Annotated in this window: 23 protein-coding genes and 1 tRNA gene; 11 read left to right on the top strand and 13 right to left on the bottom strand. The window is 59.7% G+C overall.

Annotated features, from left to right (window positions below; all coding sequences use genetic code 11):
• Positions 1-687, top strand: a 687-nt coding sequence (gene pgl / locus NW820_RS00635; RefSeq protein ID WP_414406398.1) for a 6-phosphogluconolactonase, incomplete at its 5' end; no start/stop codon positions are given.
• A gap of 151 nt (positions 688-838) precedes the next feature.
• Here the strand turns inward: pgl and NW820_RS00630 are convergent.
• From NW820_RS00630 to rplS, 4 genes are all read right to left on the bottom strand, one after another.
• Positions 839-1,261 (bottom strand): hypothetical protein, encoded by a 423-nt coding sequence (locus NW820_RS00630; RefSeq protein WP_414344534.1) that lies wholly within the window; start codon positions 1,259-1,261, stop codon positions 839-841.
• Positions 1,262-1,663: 402 nt separating this feature from the next.
• Positions 1,664-2,482 carry a tetratricopeptide repeat protein gene (locus NW820_RS00625; RefSeq protein WP_414406397.1) on the bottom strand — a complete coding sequence of 273 codons (819 nt, stop codon included), beginning with the start codon at positions 2,480-2,482 and terminating at the stop codon, positions 1,664-1,666.
• 72 nt (positions 2,483-2,554) lie between these two features.
• Positions 2,555-2,627 (bottom strand) — tRNA-Trp (locus NW820_RS00620).
• A 67-nt stretch (positions 2,628-2,694) separates the two neighbouring features.
• The gene (rplS, locus tag NW820_RS00615) at positions 2,695-3,060 is read right to left on the bottom strand and encodes a 50S ribosomal protein L19 (RefSeq protein WP_041437725.1); all 366 of its coding nucleotides are present in this window, start codon (positions 3,058-3,060) and stop codon (positions 2,695-2,697) included.
• A gap of 178 nt (positions 3,061-3,238) precedes the next feature.
• Between rplS and NW820_RS00610 the strand changes: the two genes are divergently transcribed.
• Positions 3,239-4,612, top strand: coding sequence for an efflux RND transporter periplasmic adaptor subunit (locus tag NW820_RS00610; protein WP_414329040.1), 1,374 nt, complete (start codon positions 3,239-3,241; stop codon positions 4,610-4,612).
• Positions 4,609-5,820 carry an ABC transporter permease gene (locus NW820_RS00605; RefSeq protein ID WP_414406396.1) on the top strand — a complete coding sequence of 404 codons (1,212 nt, stop codon included), beginning with the start codon at positions 4,609-4,611 and terminating at the stop codon, positions 5,818-5,820. Before NW820_RS00610 ends, NW820_RS00605 begins: the two co-directional genes overlap by 4 nt.
• Here NW820_RS00605 and NW820_RS00600 read toward each other — a convergent pair.
• Positions 5,817-7,325 carry a UbiD family decarboxylase gene (locus NW820_RS00600; protein ID WP_414406395.1) on the bottom strand — a complete coding sequence of 503 codons (1,509 nt, stop codon included), beginning with the start codon at positions 7,323-7,325 and terminating at the stop codon, positions 5,817-5,819. The genes NW820_RS00605 and NW820_RS00600 overlap by 4 nt on opposite strands.
• An 18-nt stretch (positions 7,326-7,343) precedes the next feature.
• Positions 7,344-8,240: a carbohydrate ABC transporter permease gene (locus tag NW820_RS00595; protein WP_414329037.1), complete on the bottom strand. Its 897-nt coding sequence runs from the start codon at positions 8,238-8,240 to the stop codon at positions 7,344-7,346.
• 222 nt (positions 8,241-8,462) lie between these two features.
• Between NW820_RS00595 and NW820_RS00590 the strand changes: the two genes are divergently transcribed.
• A complete protein-coding gene (locus NW820_RS00590; protein WP_414344527.1) occupies positions 8,463-8,798 on the top strand; it encodes a YbaB/EbfC family nucleoid-associated protein in 336 nt (111 codons plus the stop codon).
• A 35-nt stretch (positions 8,799-8,833) separates the two neighbouring features.
• Positions 8,834-9,433, top strand: coding sequence for a recombination mediator RecR (gene recR, locus NW820_RS00585; protein WP_414344525.1), 600 nt, complete (start codon positions 8,834-8,836; stop codon positions 9,431-9,433).
• A gap of 13 nt (positions 9,434-9,446) precedes the next feature.
• On the opposite strand, the gene NW820_RS00580 is transcribed toward recR, so the two are convergent.
• Positions 9,447-10,025, bottom strand: coding sequence for a hypothetical protein (locus tag NW820_RS00580; RefSeq protein ID WP_414329036.1), 579 nt, complete (start codon positions 10,023-10,025; stop codon positions 9,447-9,449).
• 237 nt (positions 10,026-10,262) lie between these two features.
• On the opposite strand from NW820_RS00580, the gene frr reads away from it, so the two are divergent.
• Both frr and NW820_RS00570 read left to right on the top strand, forming a co-directional pair.
• Positions 10,263-10,811 carry a ribosome recycling factor gene (frr, locus tag NW820_RS00575; RefSeq protein WP_011429597.1) on the top strand — a complete coding sequence of 183 codons (549 nt, stop codon included), beginning with the start codon at positions 10,263-10,265 and terminating at the stop codon, positions 10,809-10,811.
• Between the two features lie 231 nt (positions 10,812-11,042).
• Positions 11,043-13,757, top strand: a complete 2,715-nt coding sequence (locus tag NW820_RS00570) for a CBS domain-containing protein (RefSeq protein WP_414406394.1) — start codon at positions 11,043-11,045, stop codon at positions 13,755-13,757.
• 9 nt (positions 13,758-13,766) lie between these two features.
• On the opposite strand, the gene NW820_RS00565 is transcribed toward NW820_RS00570, so the two are convergent.
• From NW820_RS00565 to NW820_RS00545, 5 genes are all read right to left on the bottom strand, one after another.
• The gene (locus NW820_RS00565) at positions 13,767-14,273 is read right to left on the bottom strand and encodes a hypothetical protein (protein ID WP_011429595.1); all 507 of its coding nucleotides are present in this window, start codon (positions 14,271-14,273) and stop codon (positions 13,767-13,769) included.
• A 92-nt stretch (positions 14,274-14,365) separates the two neighbouring features.
• Entirely contained in the window at positions 14,366-15,325 is a 960-nt protein-coding gene (locus NW820_RS00560; protein WP_414406393.1) for a transglutaminase family protein, read from the bottom strand.
• A gap of 103 nt (positions 15,326-15,428) precedes the next feature.
• Positions 15,429-16,466, bottom strand: coding sequence for an isopenicillin N synthase family dioxygenase (locus NW820_RS00555; protein ID WP_041438122.1), 1,038 nt, complete (start codon positions 16,464-16,466; stop codon positions 15,429-15,431).
• A 123-nt stretch (positions 16,467-16,589) separates the two neighbouring features.
• Complete coding sequence (gene mazG, locus NW820_RS00550; protein WP_414344518.1) at positions 16,590-17,672, bottom strand: nucleoside triphosphate pyrophosphohydrolase; 1,083 nt, start codon at positions 17,670-17,672, stop codon at positions 16,590-16,592.
• A complete protein-coding gene (locus NW820_RS00545; RefSeq protein ID WP_041436895.1) occupies positions 17,653-17,874 on the bottom strand; it encodes a DUF2949 domain-containing protein in 222 nt (73 codons plus the stop codon). Before NW820_RS00545 ends, mazG begins: the two co-directional genes overlap by 20 nt.
• Positions 17,875-18,384: 510 nt before the next feature.
• Here NW820_RS00545 and NW820_RS00540 point away from each other — a divergent pair.
• The 3 genes from NW820_RS00540 (at position 18,385) to lipA (ending at position 20,659) form a co-directional block, all read left to right on the top strand.
• Positions 18,385-18,621 (top strand): DUF3148 domain-containing protein, encoded by a 237-nt coding sequence (locus tag NW820_RS00540; protein ID WP_011429589.1) that lies wholly within the window; start codon positions 18,385-18,387, stop codon positions 18,619-18,621.
• Positions 18,622-19,086: 465 nt separating this feature from the next.
• Entirely contained in the window at positions 19,087-19,581 is a 495-nt protein-coding gene (locus NW820_RS00535) for a DUF4079 domain-containing protein (protein WP_414406392.1), read from the top strand.
• A gap of 223 nt (positions 19,582-19,804) precedes the next feature.
• Entirely contained in the window at positions 19,805-20,659 is an 855-nt protein-coding gene (lipA, locus tag NW820_RS00530) for a lipoyl synthase (RefSeq protein ID WP_414406391.1), read from the top strand.
• Here the strand turns inward: lipA and NW820_RS00525 are convergent.
• Positions 20,656-21,900 (bottom strand): Era-like GTP-binding protein, encoded by a 1,245-nt coding sequence (locus NW820_RS00525; RefSeq protein WP_414406390.1) that lies wholly within the window; start codon positions 21,898-21,900, stop codon positions 20,656-20,658. The two genes, lipA and NW820_RS00525, sit on opposite strands and share 4 nt — an antisense overlap.
• A gap of 134 nt (positions 21,901-22,034) precedes the next feature.
• On the opposite strand from NW820_RS00525, the gene NW820_RS00520 reads away from it, so the two are divergent.
• A complete protein-coding gene (locus tag NW820_RS00520) occupies positions 22,035-22,184 on the top strand; it encodes a hypothetical protein (RefSeq protein ID WP_011429585.1) in 150 nt (49 codons plus the stop codon).
• Positions 22,185-22,321: the final 137 nt, after the last annotated feature.

Here is a 22,321-nt window from a genome sequence, read left to right as displayed (position 1 = left end):
ATCCAACGGGCCATCGAGATTTGGCAAGGTCGGTCAGCCGCTGCCATTCGCGAGCGGGGACGCTTTACGGTGGTCTTGGCCGGGGGAAGCACCCCCAAGAAGCTGTATGCTGCCCTGGCCCAAACCCCAGGGATCCCTTGGCAACAAACCTGGCTGTTCTGGGGAGACGAGCGCTATGTTCCCCCGGATCACCCTGAAAGCAACTACCGCATGGTACGAGAAACCCTGCTGCAGCAGATCGGGATCCCGGCGGCTCAAGTTTTCCCTATGCCCACCCAAGCGGGGGATCCCCTTCGCGATGCTGCCGAATACGAGGCGACCCTGCGGCAGATTTTCGGTACAGAGTGCCCTTCTCTCGACCTGGTATGGCTGGGAGTGGGGGAAGATGGCCACACAGCTTCCTTGTTTCCCGACACAGCCGCTCTGCAGGTGCAGCACCGCTGGGTGACGGTGGGGCAAAAAGGGCAGGAGCCGCGTCTAACCTTGACCTATCCTGTTCTGAACCAAGCAGCCCAGGTGGTGTTCCTGGTAACCGGAGCGAACAAAGCCCCCATCGTGAAAGAGGCGCTGACCACCGAGGCCCACCTACCCTGCCAGCGCGTAAACCCCAGAGGACGGCTGCTGTGGTTGCTGGATGCGGCGGCAGCGGCTCAACTGCCCCTGCCCTGTGTCCCGCTGCTCAGCTAAACAACAGGCGGGCTAACTGCCGATGGGATAGGATCCCCAGGCCCACCGCCCCCAAAATCATCCCAGCCCATTCCAGTGGCCACAGGTTTGATAGCCCCAGCGGCCAACGCACCAGGTTTCATGGGTCGAGAACCGGCGGGGCAGGGATCCCTCAGGGGTTGCCGGGCAAATTCTTCAGTACTGGAATCACCAGCTCTTGGACGGGCAGCGCTACGGGCTGGGCGGAGTCACTGCTCAGGGAGCTGGATGGCGCAGAAGGAGAAGAGCTGGGGATCTCGCCCATGGGCCGCAGTTGCCAGCGGATGATCTGCTCGCCGCGGTAAAAGGTGACCAACAACTGATCCCCTTGCGATTGAATTTGCCAGGTGCCATCACCGCTGGTTACCGAAATATGGCCGCCGGAAAAGGGTGCATCCAAAGCCGGCCCCGATTGGCTCCAGATACGCCCGCCACCCGTTTCCAAGATCAATTGCACCGTCGCCCCCTGCCCCTGGCCGCTCAAAATTTGGCCGGTTCCGCTCCAAACTCGGGTTTCCGTCTGAGCCACGGCGGGTTGCCCAAGCTGCAGAACCATGAGCAACAGCCCTGCCCAGCTCCAGTGATTTCGCAGCCTCCCTCTCCCATCAGGGAAGAAGGAAGAAGAGCGAGAGAAACAAGCCATTGCACTCACGTTGATACCACGCGCCGCGATAGGACTGAAACAGACGAAGAAGAAGGCGAAAAGGTGTCGCAGGAAGCAATCCCTTACACAGTTTTTTTCACAGCTCGCTGAAAGCCTTTGGGATCCCTCTGCGCTCTCTTGGCTCTGGGTTAAGCCTGCTGCCGGAATCCGCCCTCGGCTTGATCCCAATCTAGCAATCTCCATACCCCCAGCCAGGATGTAACCTGAGACTCTGGCTGCGGGGATCCCCAGCAACTGTTTCGTCAATGCGCAGAGTCAAGACCCAGAGTGCCTCCGCCGCAATCGTAAGCCTCACTACTTGAGAGAAAGGAAACGCTCCAGAGCTGCCACCATTGCCGGTGGCCAACGGCGGACGGTTTTCACCCATTCCAGGTCGGCGTAGCGGGGATCCAGCCCTTGCACAGCCACCCAATGACTTTCGGCCTCTCCTTGCCGACCCTGCACCCAAAGGATGGCACTGAGAGCAGCCCGCATATCTGGAAACTTCGGGTACTTGCGCACCAGAGCCCGCATCAAGCGCAGAGCAGCTTCTGTTTCGCCCACCTGGTAGAGGCTCAGAGCATAGTTGGCCTGAGCAAAGGCGTAGTCGGGAGCCAGTTCTGTAGCGCGGCGGTAGTCAGCCAAGGCCTGTTGCCATTGGCCCAGCCCTGCTTCCGCATTGCCACGGTTGTTGTAGGCCGCCGCATCGTTGGGATCCAACTGCAACACTCGTTCGTAGTCTGCAATCGCCTCCTGCCACCGCCCCAACCCCTCCAAAGCAGCCCCTCGGTTGAGATAGGGATCCGGCGCCTCAGGGGCCAAACGAATGGCCTCAGCATAATCCTCCAGAGCTGCCTGCAGTTGGTGCAAGCTGACACGGGCGTTGCCCCGGTTGCTCCACAGGGCCGGGTTGTCCGGCTGGATCTGCAACAGTTGAGTCCACAGGGCTTCCGCCCGGGCAAAATCTCCCCTCTGAGTAGCCGCAAAGGCCTCCTCAAACAGTCGATCGATCTCGTGATCTACCCTGTTGCTCGCTGCCGTTGCCACCACACCCGATCCAGGCCAGACAGGGATCCCCAACCAAAGCAGCAGCCCCAGCAACAGAGCCGAGAGGACATTGGAGACAGACTTCATGGCCGCCAAAACCACCTCAGATGGGGTGTTTCCACCTTAAGCCATCGCCACAGAAGGGGGTCTGATGGTTAGCGCGCCCTGGAGGACTCGAACCCCCGACATCCGGTTTTGGAGACCGACGTTCTACCAACTGAACTAAGGACGCATTGGCCAAAGGTTACACCCGCTTACCCAGTGTAGCAGGTACACCTAATTTTCAGAGGAGCTGTTCCTCAACTATCTGGGCTCTCTGCCTTAGCCTTGATGCGAGTGGCTTTGCCCACCCGATCCCGCAAATAGAACAGCTTGGCCCGGCGCACTTTACCTCGCCGCAGCACCTGAATCGACTCGATGCGCGGGGAGTGAATGAGGAAAACCCGCTCCACGCCGATTCCCTGGAAAACCTTGCGCACCGTAATGGTGCGGTTGATACCGGAGTGGCGCATGGCAATGACCGTGCCCTCAAAGGCTTGTACCCGCTCCTTGCCCCCCTCTTGGATGCGAACTCCCACCCGTACCTGATCCCCAACCCGAATCTCCGGCAGATCCGGCTTCATCTGGGCAGCTTCAATGGAGCGGATGATCTCCTCAGCGTTGATGCGAACGTTCATGGCCTTCCCGCGCTACCGGCAGTTAACCATGGTAACAATCGTCGCTGTTTTTTGTACAGAGCTGGCCGACATAGAGCTCAAGAGGTGGGAGACTGTGTTTACGCTTCCCCCATTTTTCCAATAGGCTAGACAAAGATAAAGCTTTTGTTACAAACGGGAGACTTTTGTGATCCTGCACACCGATGAGCCCAAGACGGGATCCCTGTCTACTCCCAGGCCTGCAGATCAGCCTCTGCCCCAGAGCAAACCCCGCCCCAAGAGATTTCCCTTCGGCTGGATGCTCCTGGGCTTGCTGTTGGCCGGCCTAGGGGGCAGCGGTCTCCTGATCCAGCGTCAGCTTCAGCAGCAGAGGGCAGAACGGCTGGAAAGGTTAACAGTCCCAGTTCAAGTGGTGGATCTGACCCAACGCCTGCGGGTGAGCGGCCAGGTGCAGCCGCTCCGCCAGGTGAATGTCAGCCCTCGCGAGTCGGGTCGCCTGGCGGAACTGTTGGTGGATCAGGGAGATGAAGTGGTGGCAGGGCAGTTATTGGCCCGGATGGACTACGGCGATCTCGCCAGTGGCATTCGCCAAGCCCAAGCCCGCATTCAAGAGCTGCAAGCCCGTCTAGCGGAGCAACAGGCCGGAGAGCGCCCCCAGGTGATCGCGGCGGCCCAGGCCAGGGTGGATGCTGCCCGGTCGCAGGTGGACTTGGCTCAGAGGGAGTTAGAGCGCATCCAGGCCCTGGTGCAGGCGGGGGTGGTAGCCCGCAGCGAGCTGGATCAACGCTCGGCCCGCCTGGAACAAGCGCAAGCGGATTTGCGAGCTGCTCAACAGGAGTTGGAGCGATTGCAACTGGGGAGCCGCCCGGAAACCCTACAGCAAATTCAAGCCCAAATTGCCCAGGCACAAGCCGAGCTGGCCCAACGGCAATCCCGGTTGGCTGACACCGAAGTCCGCGCCCCCTTTTCCGGTGTGGTGGTGCAGCGCTTTGCCGAGGTGGGATCCTTTGTAGCTCCCACAACAGCAGCTTCCGATGCCACCGCAGCTTCTTCCAGTTCCATTTTGGCGCTGGCTCAGGGAATTGAGGTGCGGGCAGAAGTGCCAGAAGCCCAGATTGCCCAGGTGCGGGTGGGTCAGCCGGTGGAGATCCGCTCCCTGGCCTACCCCGACCGCCTGGTGCAGGGGCGGGTGAAGCGGATTGCGCCTGCTACCGTGGTGGTGCGAGAGGTAACCGTCTTTCGGGTCTTCGTTGAACCGGAGCCTGGGGCCGACTTTTTGCGCACCGGCATGACTGTTTCGGTGGATTTCATTGGGGATCCCCAGCCTCAGGCTCTGACGGTGCCCTCAGTGGCTATCCTCCGGGAGGAAAGCCAGGAAGGCGTGCTCCTGCTGGATCCCCAAAGCCGGCAACCTGTCTATCGCCGCGTGGAAACGGGCATCACTCAGGGTGGAGTTACCCAAATCCTCTCTGGTCTGCAGGCAGGGGATCGGGTCTTTACTGCCCTGCCTCCTGGGGTGAACCTAGAGACTTTGATTAAAAGAGCGGAGCAACAGCCATGAGCCTGGCAACGGCGGCCAAAATGGCCTGGCAAATGGTGCGACGACATCGCCTGCGCACCGGGCTGAGCATGCTCGGGATCCTCATCGGCAATGCGGCGGTGGTGGCCATTGCCGGATTTGGCTATGCTGCCCAAGAGATGGCAGTGGATCAATTTCGCTCTCTGGGCACCAACTTGCTGATCGTCTTTTCGGCCAACTTGGGCCTAGCTGATGCCGGCAACATCCGCCCCCTCACCTTGGAGGATGTACGGGCTATTGCGGCGGAAGTGCCTGCCGTGTCAGCAGCCGTCCCCAGCCTGGGCACCAATGTGCGCGCTGTGCGAGGTGGAGTGGATCGCCGCTATGAGGCCACCGGCACTTGGCCGGAGTACTTGTCGGTCTTGAACCTGGAGATCGAGGCAGGCCGCTTTCTCTTGCCCTCGGATATCGAGGAACAGCGCCCGGTGGTGGTGCTGGGCAGCGATGCCGCCAGCCAGTTGTTCGGCCTGGATCCCGCCGCTGCTATTGGGGAGACCGTCCTACTGAACAATTTGCCTTTCGAGGTGATCGGCACTTTGCGCTCGAAGCCGACGGTGTTTGGCAACAGCGATGCCGGAGTGTTTCTGCCGGTGGACGTGGTGGCCAATCGGTTGGTCGGGCGGCGTTCCCCCTACGGCACAGAGCTGACGGCGATTTTCGTCTCGGCCCGCTCTGTGGATGATTTGCCCGCTGCCGAGTTCCAAATCCGCAACCTGCTGCGCCAGCGGCACCAATTGGTGGGAGAAGATGACTTCATCATCCGCAACCAAAAGGTGCTCCTGGATGGGTCGGCCAGGATTTTGAGCCTGCTGCGGGTGCTGCTGACGGGCACGGCGGCCCTCTCCCTGCTGGTGGGAGGGGTGGGGATCATGAATGTGATGCTTATCTCGGTTGCGGAACGCACCCATGAAATCGGGCTGCGCAAGGCGATTGGGGCGGATAGCCGGCAGATTTTGCAGCAGTTTGCCGCCGAAGCGATTTTCATTGCCGTGACCGGGGGGGTGCTCGGGATCCTCCTCAGCAGCGGCCTGCTGGTGGCGGTGCAGGTGTTCACCCCCTTGGCCACCCAAGTCGATGGGGTGGCAGTGGGAGTGGCGTTCTCCCTGTCCACTGGGATTGGGCTGGTCTTCGGCATTTTCCCGGCCCGCAAAGCGGCGCAACTGGATCCCATTGAGGCCCTGCGGGCCTAGAGATCGTATCCAAACAGGCGGGGATCCGCCGGCTGCCAATTGAGATCCGCCAAGCCGTACTCCGCCCAGCGGCGATCCACCAGGCGGGCTACTTCTGGATCCGGAGTGAGGGGATCCCGCCAGGGAGCATCGGTTTCTGGGGGAATTTTGGTGGTGGCATCAATGCCCATCTTGCCCCCCAGACCCCGTCTTTCGGTGGCAAAATCCAGGGCGTCGAAGGGATTGTCCGGCAGAATAAACACATCCCGCTGCGGATCCACCCGCGAGCACAGGCACCAGAGCACCTGCCGTGGATCCCGGACGTTGATGTCTTTGTCCACCACGATCACAAACTTGGTGTAGCTAAATTGGGGCAGGGCGCTCCAAAAAGCCAAAGCCGCCCGCCGCGCCTGGCCAGGGTAGGCCTTGTCGATGGAGAGGATGGCTGCTTTGTAGCCCAGCGCCTCCATCGGCAAAAAGAAATCTACAATCTCCGGCACCTGCTGCCTGAGGATGGGGGTGTAGATGCGGTTCAGGGCCAGCGCCATCATGTCGTTTTCTTTGGGGGGCTTGCCGCTGAAGGTGGTGAGATAGATGGGATCCCGGCGGTGGGTCAAGCAGTGGAAGCGAATCAGAGGGGCCTGCTCGTTGCGGGGGCCATAGTAGCCGATGTGATCCCCGGCAGGCCCGTCGGGGGCCACTTCCCCAGGGGTGATGGTGCCCTCCAAAACGATCTCAGCATGAGCCGGCACCTGCAGATCCACCGTTTTGCACTGGGCCAGGTGCAACCCTTCTCCGGCGTAGAGACCGGCAAACAGCCACTCCGACAGATCCACCGGCAGAGGTGTGGCCGCCGCCAAAATCACCACCGGATCCACCCCCACCGCCACTGCCACCTCCAGCTTTTGGCCCAGGGCTGCCGCCTTGCGCAGATGCCGAGTCGCCCCCCGCACCGACAGCCATTGCACCGTCATGGTGGTGCGGCTTTGCAACTGCAGGCGGTACACCCCCACGTTGGGGATCCCATTTTCCGGGTCTTTGGTGACCATCAGGCCCAAGGTCAGCACCCGTCCGGCATCGCCGGGATAGACCCGCAACAGGGGCAACTGGGTGAGATCCACTTCCTCTCCCCGCAGCACCACCTGCTGACAGGGAGGGATCAGATCCCGGCTGGGTCTCGCTTTGAAGACGCTAAGCAGCGCCTGTCCCAACTCCACCGCCTGGGCAAAGCTCCGCGGTGGCCGCGGCTGGTAAAGCAGGGCCAGCTTTTTCCCCAGTTCCTCCAGATCCTGAGGCTGCTCCATTCCCAAAGCCCAGCAAATGCGCTCCACCGTGCCCAGGGTGTTGATGAGCAGCGGCATTGAGGATCCCTTCACCCGCTCAAACAGCAGCGCCGGCCCCCCGCAGGCCAAGAGGCGATCGGCAATCTCGGCAATTTCCAGATCCGGATCCGCTTCTGCCGAAATGCGGCGGAGCTGACCACGGGATTCCAGCAGAGCAATAAAACGGCGTAGATCTCTGGGCATGAAAGGGAACCTAAGGGCTTACTTGTCGCGATTGAGGGCTAACCCGCTCATGAAGGGCTTCTGCAGCGCAATAAACACCAGCAGCGGCGGGATACTGGCGATGATCGCTCCCAGCATCATGGGGCCATAGGAGGCCGAGCTATCCAGATTGAGCAGGGATTGCAGCCCCACCTGCACCACTTGTCGCTCTCGGCCTTGCACGATCAAGCGGGGCCACAGGTACATATTCCAAGCGTAAACGAAGTGAATCACCGCCTGCGCCCCGATGGCGTTCCAGCTCAAGGGGATCAGCACCTGGGTGAGAAATTGCAGCGGGTTGGCCCCGTCCAGTTGGGCCGCCTCCGCCAGCTCGCGGGGAATGTTGGAAAAATGCTGGCGGAACAAAAACGTGGCCGTGGCGCTGGCCAGAAAGGGCACGATTAAAGCGTAGTAGGTGGATCCCCAGCCCAAGTTGGTGACCAACCGCAGCAGGGCAATGATCAAGATTTCTGTGGGCATCATCAGCGTGATCAGCACAAAGCCAAAGGCCAGCCCTTTGCCGGGAAAGCGGAAGTACACAAAGGCCAGCCCGGCCAGCAGCGACAAAACCGTCTTGCCCACGGTGATCGCCACCGCCACGATGGTGCTGTTGACCATGTAGTGGCCCAAGTGCCGCGCCACCATCACCTGATGCCAGTTGAAGGCAAAAGAGGAGCCAAAGGTCAATTGATAGCGGAACACCTCGGCATTGTTCTGGGTGCTCACGAGCAGGGCGTACAACACCGGAAATCCCAGAACCAAGCAGGCCAGCACCAGGCCCAAATGCACATACCAACGCTCCGGGATCCAGCGCCGCCAACGCCAGGGAGAAGGCTCCACCCGAGTTGAACTGGGCTGGGCTACTTGAGATCGGGGATCCTGCAACAGTTGGGCCATGGCACCTCCGGACAGCAAACGCTGATGAGCAGATGGAGTTTCTGGGTCGATCTTCGGCTTCTCTTGTGAGGATAATCTGCCAGAGTTAAGGGCAACCTAAGGAAGGCCGGTCGCCTTAGCGGTGCGGAGCACTTCTGGCCTGAACTTTCGAGTGCTTTTACCGGCGATGGGGAAACGGGTAGAGTAGAACAGCAGTATCTGGATAACCCAAGAGAGGATCCCATGACTCGAGGCTTTGGCCCCTTCGGCAAAATCCAAGAAGCGCTCAAGAAAGCCCAAGAGGTGCGCGATGGCGCCCAAAGGCTGCAAAAAGAGCTGGAAGAGATGGAGATCGTCGGCGAAGCCGGCAATGGGCTGGTGAAAGTGACGGTCAACGGCAACCAAGAACCTCTCAAAGTCTCTCTGGATCCCCAGATTCTCCAGGAGTCGGTGGATGTGGTAGAGGACTTGCTCCTGACGGCGATGGTGAACGCCTACACCCAATCTGCCGAGACGATGCGCAAACGCATGGAAGAGCTGACCGGAAACATCAGTCTGCCGGGGTTGGGACTGGGTTGAGCCCCACTTGCTTAACCCCGCTTGCTTAACTCTGTATGTACACTCGCCCCTTGGCTCGCCTCATCGAAGAGCTGCAACGGCTGCCCGGCATTGGCTCCAAAACCGCTCAGCGCCTAGCTCTCCACTTGATCAACCGGCCTGCCGGCGAGATCGAGGCCCTGGCCAAAGCCCTGCTGGAAGCCAAGCAGACGGTTCGGCACTGTTCCATCTGCTTCAACTGGTCAGCGGAGGATCCCTGTGAGATTTGCCGTTCGCCACAGCGGGATCCCTTGCTGTGGTGCGTGGTGGCCGATGTCAAAGATTTGATTGCGATGGAGCGCACCCGCGAGTTCAAGGGGCTTTACCACGTTTTGGGTGGCCTCATCTCCCCCATGAACGGGATCGGGGCCGACCAACTGCACATCCGCGAGCTGGTGGCCCGGGTGGCACGGGAAAAACCGCAGGAGCTGATCTTCGCCCTCAGCCCCAGCGTAGAGGGAGAGGTGACCATGCACGTGGTCAAGGATTACCTGAAGCCGGTTGCCCCCACCTTGCGCATGACCCGCCTGGCCTTCGGCCTGCCCATGGGATCCGAGCTGGAATACGCCGACGAAGTTACCCTGGCCCGTGCCTTGGAAGCCCGGCAGGAGTTGTGAGCCGCCCAGCCCATCAATCGCAGCCGGTTACCCCCTCCGCGCAGTAGGTGCTCCACCAGGGGTTGAAGTTGGCAGGATCCTCCGGCAGAGTGCTGATGTTCAGAAGTTCCTGGAAGCTGCTGTTGCGGCCTCCGTAGCGCAGGTGCATGTGCACCGGATCCCCGTGGGGTGCCCGCAGAATCACATAGGTGAAGGTCTCGCAACTGGCGTCTGCTCCAGGCTGCAACTGAAACAAATCCCAGATGGAACTTAAGGAGCGCTCAGGGTAGTAGAAGGGATCCGGCGCAGCCCCCCGATAGGCGTAGCGACAATTTTCCGCCAGGGGCTTTTTCCCCTCCAGATCGGCGTAGAAGGAGAAGAACTCCATCTTCTCAAACTTCACCCGCTTTGGATTGCGCGGATCGTTGGCCGATTGTTCCAGGGACGTATCCAGGGTAAAGACGCCATCAATTCCCAGGTAGGGCACTTTATAGGCGTTGGGGGACACAATCTGCAACTCCAAGGCTGCCGCAGCCGCTCCAAAACCCAGGAGACTCAAGCTGCCGATCAGCCAGGCTAGGGCCGTTGAAGAACAAACTTGACGAGAGGGCATAAAACTTCGTCGTGCCTGTATTGTGCAGTAAAGTCCAGACCAGTCTAAGAAAAGCTTTGAGCTCGTACTATCCCACTGGGGGGCATTTTGCGGAAATTCGCCAGCTGCAGGTGCAGCTTTGGGGAACGGGATCCTAAGACAAGGCAGTAAAATTGAGGTCAGGCTCACCGTAGAGGGGCCAGGTTTGCTGCCAGAGCCTGATATCTGGAAACTGATTTTGAAAGCGAGGAAAACCCCGTGGAGCTAGCTGAGATTGAGGAGTTGATGAACAAAGCTGTGCAAGCCACACAGCGCTCCTTTAATACGGTACGCACCGGGCGGGCCAATTCCAGCCTGCTGGATCGGATTCAGGTGGAGTACTACGGCGTGCCCACTCCCCTGAAGGCCCTGGCCAGCCTCACCACGCCAGACTCCAGCACTCTCTTGATCCAGCCTTTTGATCCCTCGACCTTGGCGGCCATTGAGCGGGCCATTGTCGCCTCTGACCTAGGTCTAACCCCCAGCAACGACGGCAAGGTGGTGCGGCTCACCATTCCCCCCCTGACGGAAGAGCGCCGCAAAGAGCTGAGCAAACAGGTGGCCAAGCTAGCCGAAGAGGGGCGAGTCTCGATCCGCAACATCCGGCGGGATGGCATCGACTCGGTGCGCAAGCGGGAGAAAAACGGCGAGCTGTCTGAAGATGAGTCCAAAAGCTTGCAGGATGCCATCCAGAAACTAACTGACCGCTACATTAAGAAGATCGATGAGCTGCTGGCAGAAAAAGAAAAGGAGCTGACGACGCTGTAAAAGCTCCTTGTGGACATAACTCCCCACGCTACTGGATTGCTTCTGCGCAGCGGTAGGACGGGGTTAAAGACCCCATTTTTTGATCAAAACTCGACACTCATCCCGAAACTTCAAGGTTTCCACTTGCCCCTCGAAGTCGGGCAGCCGTTCGTTTCTCCTCGTCCAATTCCAACAAGAGGGATCCTGGCTTGGGCCAGGATGGAAGAGCGGAATACGACAAACCTTGCCGCAATGGATCTGATCCTGTGCCATCAATCGGCGGATTTCGACACCCTGGGGGCGGCGGTGGGAGCGGCCCGCCTGTATCCGGGTGCCCGCATTGCCTTGACCGGGGGATCCCTGCCGGGGGTGCAGGAGTTTTTGGCCCTGTACCGAGATGAATTTCCCCTCATTGAGTTGCGCTCTGTGGATCCGGGACAGGTGCAGCGGTGGATTGTGGTGGACTGTCACGATCCGGATCGCTTGGGAAAAGCTGCCGCTTGGTTGAGCGTCCCCGGCGCGCAGATTGAGATTTTCGACCATCACCCCAGTCCACTGGATAACTTTTGGCCGCAGCAGCAGGTGAACTGCCATATCGAGGCCGTGGGGGCCACCTGTACCTTGCTGGTGGAGCGGCTGCAGGCTGCTGGGATCCCTCTCAGCCCTTTTGAGCGGCTGGCGCTGGCTTTGGGCATTCACATGGATACGGGATCTTTGACCTTCCCGGAGACCACCGCCCGCGATGCTGCTGCCCTGAGCTGGCTGTTGGATCAGGGGGTGAACCTGGTCTTGTTGCGGCGCTTTTTGGGGGATGGCCTCACCCCAGAGATGCGCGAACTGCTCAGCCAGGGGCTGGCCCAGATGCAGGTGCAGCAGGTGGGAGAGTATCGCCTGGGAGAGTGGCTGCTGGAGCTGCCGGAGTTTGTGCCCGGCTTGGCCGGCCTGGTGATGCGGCTGATGGATCTGACGGGAGTGGATGTGCTGCTCTTGGTGGCGCGGCAGGGGGAGCGGCTCAGCCTGATCGGGCGGGCGCGGCAGGAGTTTGCCCAGTTGGGCAGGGTGATGGCCCTCTACGGCGGCGGTGGACACGATTGTGCTGCAGCAGCCACGTTAAAAGCCAGCCCAGAGCAGCCTTTGCCCGACCCGGCCCAAGTCATGGCGGCCCTCAGGCAGGCTGTCCAAGAGCGGATCCCGCCCCCGGTGACGGCCAAAGATTTGATGTCGGCTCCGGTGCGCACCATCCGACCGGAGATCACCATCGACGAGGCCCAGCGGGTGCTGCTGCGCTACGGCCATTCCGGCCTGGTGGTGGTGGACGCTCAAGGTCGCCTGGTGGGGGTGATCTCGCGGCGGGATATCGATATCGCCCTGCATCACGGGTTTGGCCATGCCCCCGTCAAGGGCTACATGACCACCGACGTGAAAACCCTCTCCCCCGACACCCCCTTGGCGGAGATTCAGCGGTTGATGGTGCAGTGGGATATTGGCCGCCTGCCGGTTCTCCAGGATGGACAGTTGGTGGGCATTGTAACTCGCACCGATGTGTTGCGGCACCTACACGAGTTGCCGGCCCTCTCACCGCAGTTGGCTTTGCCCACCCTTTCCTGCCCCTTGGATCTCACCTTCGCCGCTCTTTCGGAACGGCATCGACAGTTGCTGGAGCAGGCCGCCCACATCGCCGATGAGAAGGGCCTGAGGTTGTATCTGGTGGGGGGAACGGTGCGGGATCTGCTGCTGCACCGGTGGGGACGGCAGCCCTCGCCCAACCTGGAGCGGCTGGATCTGGACTTGGTGGTGGATGGGCCCTACTCTCCGGCCCTGGATGGGACGGATCCCCCGGGCTGGGGCTTGATTTTGGGACAAGCGCTCAAACAGCACTTCCCAGAAGCGCGGCTGGAGATCCACGGCAAATTCCAAACGGCGGCCTTGATCTGGCCAGGAGGCTTTTGTGTGGATATCGCCAGCGCCCGCACGGAGTTTTATCCCTACCCGGCCTCTCCCCCCGAAGTGGCCATGGGATCCATTCAGCAAGACCTCTATCGGCGGGATTTTTCCATCAACGCCTTGGCCTTGCGCCTCAACGGCCCCCAGCGAGGACAGGTGCTGGATTTTTTCGGCGGACAAGCGGATCTGCAACAGGGGATCATCCGGGCATTACACCCCAACAGCTTCATCGAGGATCCCACCCGCATTTATCGGGCGGTGCGCTTTGCGGTGCGCTTGGGCTTCGCCCTGGACTCGACCACAGAAAAATGGATCCGCGCTGCCGTGGCCAGTGGTCTGCACGATGCCGTCGGCGGGGATCGCCTCAAGCAGGAGCTGGCCTATATTCTCGGATCCCGCGATTGGCCCCAAGCCTTTGAGCGGCTGGCAGAATGGGGAGCTTTGCGCTGTATTCACCCCGACCTGGAGTGGGATCCCTCCCTGTGCCGGCGGTTGCAACGGGTGGGCCGCTGGGCTTATCACTTTCGCCGCCGCTATCCTGAGCTGGGATCCCAGGAGATCTGGCAACTGCGCCTAGAGGCTCTCCTCCTCACGCTGCCCCAAGCCCCCCAGGTGGCCAGCCAACTCCACCTTACCCAAGCAGGCATCGAACGCCTCAGCCATTCCTCCTATTACCAAACCCTGTTGGCCCAATTGGATCCCGGCACCCTCTCTCCGGCCCAGGTGGTGCAACTGCTGCAGGGGCTGCGGATCCCGGCGGTGATTTTGTTGGCCGGGATCGCCCCCAAGCCGGCCCGGCGGTTGATCTGGCGCTACTTGCAGGAGTGGTACTGGGTGAAGCCGCTGCTCAACGGCCACGATCTGCGTCGTCTGGGTTATAAGCCAGGTCGCCCCTTCCAAGCCATTTTGGAGCAACTGCGTTGCCTCACCCTGAACGGCGAACTCACCACCCCGGCAGAAGCTGAAGCTTGGCTGCAAGAACACTTCCCCCTGCCGCAAGCTCAATACCGAGGAAGAAAGTAGAAGGGCAAATCAGTCGAAATAGAAGAGAGTGACCAACTTGTGTTGTTCCTCAGCATGCTTGCAGGCATCCAGCAGCGTGACGCTGTCGTGGAAAACAAAGCAGATCAACTGCTGGCACTTGCCGATGATCTCCAGGTTGCACAGGCGGCTGGCCTCCGCCAGGGGAAGATGGTCGTTTTCCGGATGTTCCACCAGATGCAGCACCTGCTCCAGGCTGGCCCGCGACTCTGCCGGCTGTCGCTCCAAACTCTGGGGCAAGATCACCGTCAAGGACTTCATGTCCGCCCGCATCGCCCCCCGAATGACGGCCAAGTTGGTGCCAATGGCCCCAGAGGTGAGGATCTGATTGCCGGTAAGGGCCAGGGCATAACTGAGGGTCTCGATCAAATACTGGTGGGTAATGGGCACATGACGGCTGCCCAGGATGGCCACTCGCTTCGGCCCAACTTGCTGAATGGCGGCCAACTCCTGCAAAAACGTATCAACGCTGGTGGGGACATCAATAGACTGGGTCAACGGGATCCCTCGGCAAATTCTCAAGATCTGGGCTAGGCTATGCTATCTCAAATTTCCGCTTTGGGATCCGGCCAAGTTGACGCTCTACAACTTCAGCTCCGAACTTTTGGTGAAGTGCTAAGGCTGTCTGCAGCAAGCTGGGCTTGGCTTTGCGCAGAAGATCCCGCCTGAATGTGGATGGTGTAGCTCATACTGCTGTGAACGCCCTTGCCCAGCCAATGGCCGTAAATGGGAGCGGCATCTCTGGGGTAAGCGCTGGCCGCCAAAGCCACATGACCGTCGGCCACGGCCAACCCTTGGGTGGGATCAAAGCCCCGCCAACCGGCCCCTGGCAAGTACACCTCCGCCCAAGCGTGCAAATGACGGCGCACAGGCTCTGGGGGTTCTCCACCCCTGCTCTCCCCCGAAGGCTGCGAGGGGCTGACCTGGTAGCCACTGACAAAGCGCGCGGCCAAGCCTACCGTACGGCAGACCTCCATGAACACCAGGGCCAAATCGCGGCAGGCTCCGGTTTTGCGATGCCAGGTCAAGCCGGCAGGCCAGGGATCCCCCTTTTCCCGCAAGATGTGGCGGCATTCTGAATAGATGCGCTGGTTCAGCGCCGGCAGAAAAGCTGTCGTTTCCCCCTGCACGTGATCCCATAGCTCCCAGGCCAAGGCCTGGATGCCGGGATCCGCCTGAGCCGTCAGATAAGGCTGTAATTGGGCTGCCAGCGTGCTGGGATAGTCGATGGGGAGATGGGTGGCCCAATCGCAGAGCAGGTAGTCGAAGGGATTCTGCCGCAGGGTGAGCACCGTGGCCTGAGTTTGGATGCGCAAGTGCTCGGTGGGATCCCCAAACCAGAGCCGAACCGCCGCGTTGCCCTCCAGGTCCACCAGCGCCGATTGGCCCACCGGCTGCGGATCCACCTGCAACTCAAAAGCCAGGAGAGTTTGGATCCCGTCGCAGCGCGGTCGCAATCGCACCGTGTGGGGCTCCAGTTGGACTGGACGACTGTAGCGATATTCGATGAGATGGCGGATCTGAATTTGCACAGGCCAAATGACGGGCAAGGAGTTTTATCACAGGCAAAGGAGCACCGAGATCAGGCAACCCAAACTGCTCCCAGATCAAAGCCAAGAAGCGGTTGCATCGTCTGCCCGAGATCTCTAGACTTCAGGGATCCCGAGTTTGAGATCTCCGAGAGCTTTGCCCTGCCTTCCCAATCATCGAAACCTCCAGCTTAGAGCGGATGTACTCCCCAGCCTGTACAGGAGCATAGCGAGGGGGATTTGCTGCATTCTGGCATGTGGGCAGGCATTCGATCCAAGCATCGTCCCGAGGAGCTGTAAAGTAAACCAAAGACAGGCGGCGACTGGAACCGAAAGCCGATCGGGGTGGATTGACCACGCGGTGCAACGTGGAGCGCCAACGGTCATTGGTCCAACGGGATAGCAGATCGCCAACGTTGATGACAAAGGCGTTGGGAACAGCCTGCACATCAATCCACTCTCCTGCTTTGGAGTACACCTGCAGCCCTCCCGGCGCCCCATCCTGTCGCAGAATCGTGAAGCCACCGTAGTCGGAGTGAGCCCCATAGCGTAGCTGTCCCGGGATGGGCTCCACCTCCTGTTCAGGATAATGCACAGCCCGCAGCACTCCCCCTTTCCCCTCCATAAAAGGCAGAAAATAGGTTTCCGGCAGATCCAAAGCCAACGCGCCCATGCGCATCAAGGTTTGGGTGAGCTGAAGCAGAGCCGCATCATAAGCCAGAAGAGCAGCCCGCAGTCCTGCTGGATGGGTGGGCCAAAGGTTGCCCGAATCCGGATCCACCCCTGCTTGGGGCCGTTGTGGATCTTCCCGAAACAGGTCATTGAACACCAGCGCCTCACAGAGATCGTAGGGAACCTCTGCCCCACGGGTAGCGGCTACACTTTCGATGCCAATCGGCAGGTATCCCTGGTTTTTGACGCGATCCGGAGTCACCACCTCCATTTTTTGTTCCAGCGGCAGGTCGAAGAAAGCCCTCGCTCTCTCGTAGGCTGTTTGTATGATGGCCTCCGGGATCCCATGCCCTGTGATCACCACAAACCCCACCTCCTCCAAGGCTGCCCCAAAAGCCTTTGCAACCCCTAGCGGATCCGTGCCCTCCCGAAAGGGGGTCAAATCCAGACAAGGGATCCCAGCTTGCTCAAAGGAAGAAACTGGAGACATGGCCGACGTAGAGACAGGCGCTCAGAACAGCTCCTACCCTACGAAGAAAACCTGCCCCAAGACTGTGTGGGCGGATACCCCCTCAGAGCTGGCACCGGCTCAACCCCACATCCAGAAACGAAACTAGGGATACTCTTGCTTGGCCTGTTGCCAGAGGACTTCCAGCTCCTGGAAACTGCGTCCTTTCAGAAGGGAGCTTATGCCATCGCCGGGCAGGGATCCCGCTGGTTCCTGAGCCAGCTCTTCCATGCGCAAAAAACGGCGAGCAAAGCGCAGGTTGGTTTGGGTTAGAGCTTGGGCAGCATCCAAACCATACCAACGGCCCAAGTTGACCAGGGCAAAAAGCAGATCCCCCAGTTCGGCTTCCTGCCGAGTTGGATCGGGGGGATCCCTCTCCAATTCTCGACGCAGCTCGGCTTCTTCCTCGCGGATCTTGGCCCAGATCCCCTCCACCGTTGGCCACTCAAACCCTGCCCCCACCACTTTGCAGGAAATTTTCAGGGCAGCCATTAGGGGAGGCAAACTTTGGGCATAGTGCAGCAGTTTTTGGCCAAGGCTTTGATCCGGTCGCTCCCTTTGCTTGATCTGTTCCCAAGAGCGGTGCAACTCCGGAAGATCTGCCATCACAGCATCCCCAAACACATGGGGGTGACGGCGGATGAGCTTATCGGCAATTCCCGCAGCCACAGCTTCCAGATCAAAGTGGTTCTGCTCGGCAAAGATCTGAGACTGCAACACCACCTGCAACAACAAATCCCCCAGCTCTTCGGCAATTGCTGCCGGATCCCCGGCTCGAATGGCAGCTACCGTCTCATACGCTTCTTCAAGAATGTAGGGGGTAAGAGACTCTGGAGTTTGGGCCCGATCCCAAGGACACCCGTCGGGAGCGCGCAACCGAGCAACAATAGCCGCCAAACGACTCATGTGTGAGCTAGAGGCGGAACGCTCCAGATAAAGGTGGGCAAAATGGCCCGTCGCTTGAGGATCCCAGCTTTGGAGCGTCAATGGGCCGGCCACCACCTCCAAGTCTTCTGTTAGCAACGTAACAGACTGGACAGGAGAACAGATCTGTTGCAAAACACTGCGCAGCTTCGCCAGATCCTGGCCCCCACAGCTTTTCAGCAGCAGGGATCCCTGCTCAGCAGCGAACCACCGAGCCAGAGCCTGTTGCCAGTTGGGCTGAAGACTATCCAGCGTTTGCAGCATGATCAAAAGGGTAGGCGCGGCCCAAATCCAAAAGGCGGCTGAGCTGCTCCAGATCGATGAAACTCAACTCCAAAAGGATCATCAGCAACGGCCCTTGCTGGCGATGCTGCAGCTTCTTGGCCAGGCTCAGTTGAGAACGGTCGATAATGCCCGTTTCCAATAGATATTCCTCAAGGGCTGGGGGGGGAATGGGATCTAGCATGGTCGTTTCGCAGCGCTGAAGTAAGGACGAGTATGAAAACTGAGAAGATAGCAAACCAATGTAACTACTCTTAACACTTCTACAGAATTTCGGCAAAGATCTGGCTGGTGCGTAGGCCGAAGGCGAGCTTGCTAAGCCCTGCGCCCACAGCTCCAGGACAAGAGAACCCCTAAATTGCCTCGGCAAATGAGGTTTCTGTATCCAAGGACACAAAAAATGGGTAGCGAGAGGTCATGGTATGATAGCAAATTGGCGATCAGTTGGCAGCACCCCGAAAGGCCGACTGCTTTTTCTTTGTGGGAAAAACCAACTCACCTTGCAAGATGTTACCTTTTTATCTCGTTGAATCCTCGTGCTTGATAAAAATCTTACAACAATTCTTCGGGGATCCAATCTGTTCGGCTCCTCTGGGATCTGCCCTAATGCTGTCATCCTGCTCGGGTTCGGTTTTGGGCATACATCGTCCTACGTTCAGCTAAGCTAGAGACACTTGCCACATGGACTCCCGTTATGTCTGAAGCCCAGGGTTTACTGCCAGTGGGGGCAACGGTTCAAGTGGTGGAGATGCCTCCTTACCTAAAAACGGCTGACCCAATGCCGATGTTGCGCCCGGCCCATTTGATCCGCTTGCACGAACAAGGGGTGATCCTGCAGCGGCGGCTGTTGGGCACCTACAGTGTGCAGTTTGCCAATGGCATCTTTCTCATAGACGGAAAATATCTCGCGCCGGTGGGATCCCTGTCCTGACACGCCCATCTCTCCTCCGAGCCAGCTGGATGGGTTTGCCGGCCTTCAGAACCTTTGGGAGCTGGCAGCTTTCCACAGAAGCGAGCCTTCAACTGGCCGGCGGACTTTCGCGATAGCCTGAACCGCGGCTAGCCGCTTCTGACGCTTCAGCGAGCTCAGTTGCTTATTCCCGTCAGCGGTGTCGAAGTAGCTGACAGACCTGCCCAGCTTTTGGTAGCTGGTTTTGCGATCTGCCACCGCCGCGCTGTAGAGGGCTCAGCACATCCGCCCCCAGTGGTGCAAGAGTTTTTCTTGCTGGCGACTGGGATAAAGCTGGGCCGCGGCAGCGTTGCGTAGCCACAAAGTGACGCAGGGGGTTACCCTGCCATAGGGTGCCAGTCCGCTGCGCTGAGACTGGAGACTGCCGCGCATCAGGTTAACTCATGTTAATTTGGGGGCGTCTTCCTCTTCCATCCTGCGATCTCTATGAGCATTCAACTTCCCCGCTGGCTAGAGCTGGCCTTGCCCTTCTTTCATCCTGTGCTGATGATTTTGGCGTTTGCGCTGGCCTTGTATGCCCTTTACCTGGGTCTGCAAGCGCGACGGGTGCGCACTGCCTCGGCAGAAGAACGCAAGGAGCTGATCAAAGGGAAGTTTGGTCAGCGGCATTTCCTCGCCGGATCCCTGTTCTTGGTGTTGATGGTGTTCGGGGCGCTGGGCGGCATGGGGGTTACCTACCTGAACAATGGCAAGCTGTTTGTTGGGCCTCACCTGCTGGCTGGGTTGGGCATTGTGGCCTTGGTGGCCAGCTCTGCGGCTCTAGCACCGCTGATGAAAGACGGGCAAAAAGTCTGGGCGCGCAACGTGCATATTCTATTGAACGTGGTGATCCTGGCGATCTTGGGTTGGCAGGCGGTGACCGGCTTCCAGATTGTGCAGCGCATCGTCAACCAAATGCTGACCACACCCCAGGTGGCTTAATCTCCCCGAAAGACCCATGCAACCCTGAACAGGGCTGAGCTTTGGGAGGACTTTGTCCCGCTGGTGCGAGCCGAGAAGTCCGTCGACCCAAAGACTTCGGCCTCCCCTTTTCGGAACCCAGAGCTTCATCATGTCAGAATGGCAGAGCAGGCGCTGCATCCTTCGGCTGTAGAGGGGCGCTATCTTGCTGCTGCTACCCAGCTTCAACGCAATGGTTCTTCCCATGTCGGTTAGCCCTCTTCCCAATTGGGTCAAGCGTTCCATCGGCAAAGCCAGCGAGACTTCAGCGGTGCAGCAGGTGATCAAGCAGCGGGGCCTGCACACCATTTGCGAAGAGGGGCGCTGCCCAAACCGAGCCGAGTGCTACAGCCAAAAAACCGCTACATTTCTGTTGATGGGAGGGATCTGCACCCGCGCCTGCTCTTTTTGCCAGGTGGCCAGTGGACGGCCCGCACCATTGGATCCCGCAGAGCCGGAGAAAGTGGCCGAGGCGGTTGAGCTGCTGGGGCTCAGCTATGTGGTACTCACCTCGGTGGCCCGCGACGATCTGCCCGACCAGGGATCCGGTCGCTTTGTGGAGGTCATGGAGGCAATTCGGCGGCGCTGCCCCGGCACCCAGATCGAGGTGCTCACCCCCGACTTTCGCGGGGATCGCGAGTGCATTGCCCGTGTGGTGGCCGCTCAGCCTGTCTGCTACAACCACAACATCGAAACGGTACGACGGCTCTCCCAGGCAGTACGGCGCAGCTCCGGCTATGACCTGTCCTTGCGGGTTTTGCGAACGGTCAAGGAGCTGAATCCCGGATTACCCACCAAGTCTGGGCTGATGTTGGGGCATGGGGAGACCCGCGCAGAAGTGCTGGAAACTTTCCGGGATCTGCTGGCGGTGGGATGCGATCGTCTGACTCTGGGGCAATACCTACAACCTTCCTTGGCCCATCGCCCTGTGGAACGCTACTGGACTCCGGAAGAGTTTGCCGAGCTGGGCCAGATAGCCCGCCAGATGGGGTTTCGCCAGGTGCGCTCAGGGCCATTGGTGCGCAGCTCCTACCACGCTGCCGAAATGGTTGAGAACTAGGCCAGGGAGCTTGGCAGAGAGGCTGTGCAGTCTGTCATAGCCAACCTTTCCCGTCCGATCAAGGCACGAAGGCCCGCTTCCAGGCCGAACGCTCGGGCTGCAAACCGGCTGAGCACCTGTGGCGCCAGGGATCCCAGGCGGTACAAGCTGATCCCCGCCACCAGACCCGGCAAGAGGCCGTTGCCCCAGCCTCCCCACAGCCAGGAACTTACTCCTTCTGCTAGCAGCAGCAAAGCCCCATTGAGCAGCAGCGGTCGCCACAGCCCCTCGCGAAAGGAGACCAGCCCCCTCCACAAGGCCGTCCGGGGTAGGTGAAGCCGCACTCCCAAGCCCAACAGCCAAAGGCCATCCAGCAGTGGGGCCAACAGCAAATCCAACCCCAGCGGAGCCAAGCCCACCACAATCCCCTTGCCGAGGGCGACAGCTTGGCCCCATTGCTCCACAAAGGGGGCATGGTGCTGCCACTGTTTTTCCAGAATCTGGGCCTGAACCCGGTCCAGCCGCTTCAACACATTCAAAGCCAGGAGGGATCCCGCCTCGGTTTGCAAAATCTGCAGAATTCGCCCCCGCAAGGCTTCAATTTGGGGTGCAGGCCGTTCCCATTCCAAAGTAATGCGGCCATCCGGCCAGTGGGTGCGGACTTTCAGAGGTTTTGGGCAAGCGGCCACGGTCAAAATCTCCTGCGGCGATACCCAGCCTAGGTGGCGGCTGATCTGGGCACAAATGGCCTGCAACTCCGCTTCGGAGTAGAGATCGCATTTGTTCAACACCAGCAGGATGGGCTTGTATAGAGTGCGCAGCTCCGAGAGAGCTTGGTATTCCAACTGGGTCAGGTCGGTGGCGATGACAAACACGATCAAATCCGCCGAGCGGGCCACATCCCAGGCCAACTGTTCGCGGGCTTCTCCTTCCACTTCGTTCAAACCCGGAGTATCCACCAGCCTCACCCGCCAAGGGATCCCTGGCCCCGGCTGCCACAGCAGGGATTGGGGCTGCTGAGTGACCCCATTGAGGGGGCCTACCTTCAACCGCTCCTCGCCGGTTAAGGCATTCAGGACGGCTGACTTGCCACGGTTGACCAGCCCAAACACCGCAATGGAAAACAGCCGCGCGGTGAGGCGCTTGCGCAAAGTGGATAGAGCCCTGAACTCCGGTTGTAAATCCCGACGGCTGGCCAGAGATTGCCAATGATCCCAGCACCTTTGCAAAACGGTTTCGGCTTGGGTCAAGGGAGTGGTCATAGACAGGGGCAATGGACTAACCCTCACTCTAGAGGGAATTGCCCCTCAGGGCTAGCCGTTTCTCCCCCCCAGCGTGGGGAATCCAAACCCCACAAAATAGGGCATGATCACCCTAGGGTTCCGCCGAATCTCCTATGCTGTACCGCCTTCCCCAATCTCTGAAATGGCTTCGTGTGGGTGGATCCCATCGTTCTAAGCAAGAGCGCCAGATCGTGCGCAGCCTGCTGGCCTTTGCTGGGGCGCTGCTGGTTATGGATGTTGTGCTTCTGAGCGCCCTTCGCTAGTCCAACTTGGCAAGCCCATCGTTAGGTGATTCCGAACAAGTCTAAGTCTGAGGCATTCCTCTAGCACTGCTACAGGCAAGCACTCCCAGCCCCTTGCCCATTATGAGGAGAGGGGATCCCAGAATTGGCAAACAGTT

The organism is Synechococcus sp. R55.7, assembly GCF_047461955.1.
Taxonomy (GTDB): Bacteria; Cyanobacteriota; Cyanobacteriia; order Thermostichales; family Thermostichaceae; genus Thermostichus.
Note: the sequence above shows the minus strand (reverse complement) of the source record. Positions and strands in the feature narration are given on the sequence as shown.

What these genes read in the sequence shown, in the direction of transcription:
- NW820_RS00580 (WP_414329036.1), bottom strand. Translation starts at nt 10,025, where the DNA reads ATGCCCTCTCGTCAAGTTTGTTCTTCAACGGCCCTAGCCTGGCTGATC.
- NW820_RS00595 (WP_414329037.1), bottom strand. Translation starts at nt 8,240, where the DNA reads ATGGCCCAACTGTTGCAGGATCCCCGATCTCAAGTAGCCCAGCCCAGT.
- NW820_RS00525 (WP_414406390.1), bottom strand. Translation starts at nt 21,900, where the DNA reads ATGACCACTCCCTTGACCCAAGCCGAAACCGTTTTGCAAAGGTGCTGG.
- NW820_RS00535 (WP_414406392.1), top strand. Translation starts at nt 19,087, where the DNA reads ATGAGCATTCAACTTCCCCGCTGGCTAGAGCTGGCCTTGCCCTTCTTT.
- NW820_RS00555 (WP_041438122.1), bottom strand. Translation starts at nt 16,466, where the DNA reads ATGTCTCCAGTTTCTTCCTTTGAGCAAGCTGGGATCCCTTGTCTGGAT.
- recR (WP_414344525.1), top strand. Translation starts at nt 8,834, where the DNA reads ATGTACACTCGCCCCTTGGCTCGCCTCATCGAAGAGCTGCAACGGCTG.
- NW820_RS00605 (WP_414406396.1), top strand. Translation starts at nt 4,609, where the DNA reads ATGAGCCTGGCAACGGCGGCCAAAATGGCCTGGCAAATGGTGCGACGA.
- NW820_RS00545 (WP_041436895.1), bottom strand. Translation starts at nt 17,874, where the DNA reads ATGCTAGATCCCATTCCCCCCCCAGCCCTTGAGGAATATCTATTGGAA.
- NW820_RS00630 (WP_414344534.1), bottom strand. Translation starts at nt 1,261, where the DNA reads ATGGTTCTGCAGCTTGGGCAACCCGCCGTGGCTCAGACGGAAACCCGA.
- lipA (WP_414406391.1), top strand. Translation starts at nt 19,805, where the DNA reads ATGTCGGTTAGCCCTCTTCCCAATTGGGTCAAGCGTTCCATCGGCAAA.
- NW820_RS00600 (WP_414406395.1), bottom strand. Translation starts at nt 7,325, where the DNA reads ATGCCCAGAGATCTACGCCGTTTTATTGCTCTGCTGGAATCCCGTGGT.
- NW820_RS00540 (WP_011429589.1), top strand. Translation starts at nt 18,385, where the DNA reads ATGTCTGAAGCCCAGGGTTTACTGCCAGTGGGGGCAACGGTTCAAGTG.
- NW820_RS00625 (WP_414406397.1), bottom strand. Translation starts at nt 2,482, where the DNA reads ATGAAGTCTGTCTCCAATGTCCTCTCGGCTCTGTTGCTGGGGCTGCTG.
- mazG (WP_414344518.1), bottom strand. Translation starts at nt 17,672, where the DNA reads ATGCTGCAAACGCTGGATAGTCTTCAGCCCAACTGGCAACAGGCTCTG.
- NW820_RS00570 (WP_414406394.1), top strand. Translation starts at nt 11,043, where the DNA reads ATGGATCTGATCCTGTGCCATCAATCGGCGGATTTCGACACCCTGGGG.
- NW820_RS00520 (WP_011429585.1), top strand. Translation starts at nt 22,035, where the DNA reads ATGCTGTACCGCCTTCCCCAATCTCTGAAATGGCTTCGTGTGGGTGGA.
- NW820_RS00590 (WP_414344527.1), top strand. Translation starts at nt 8,463, where the DNA reads ATGACTCGAGGCTTTGGCCCCTTCGGCAAAATCCAAGAAGCGCTCAAG.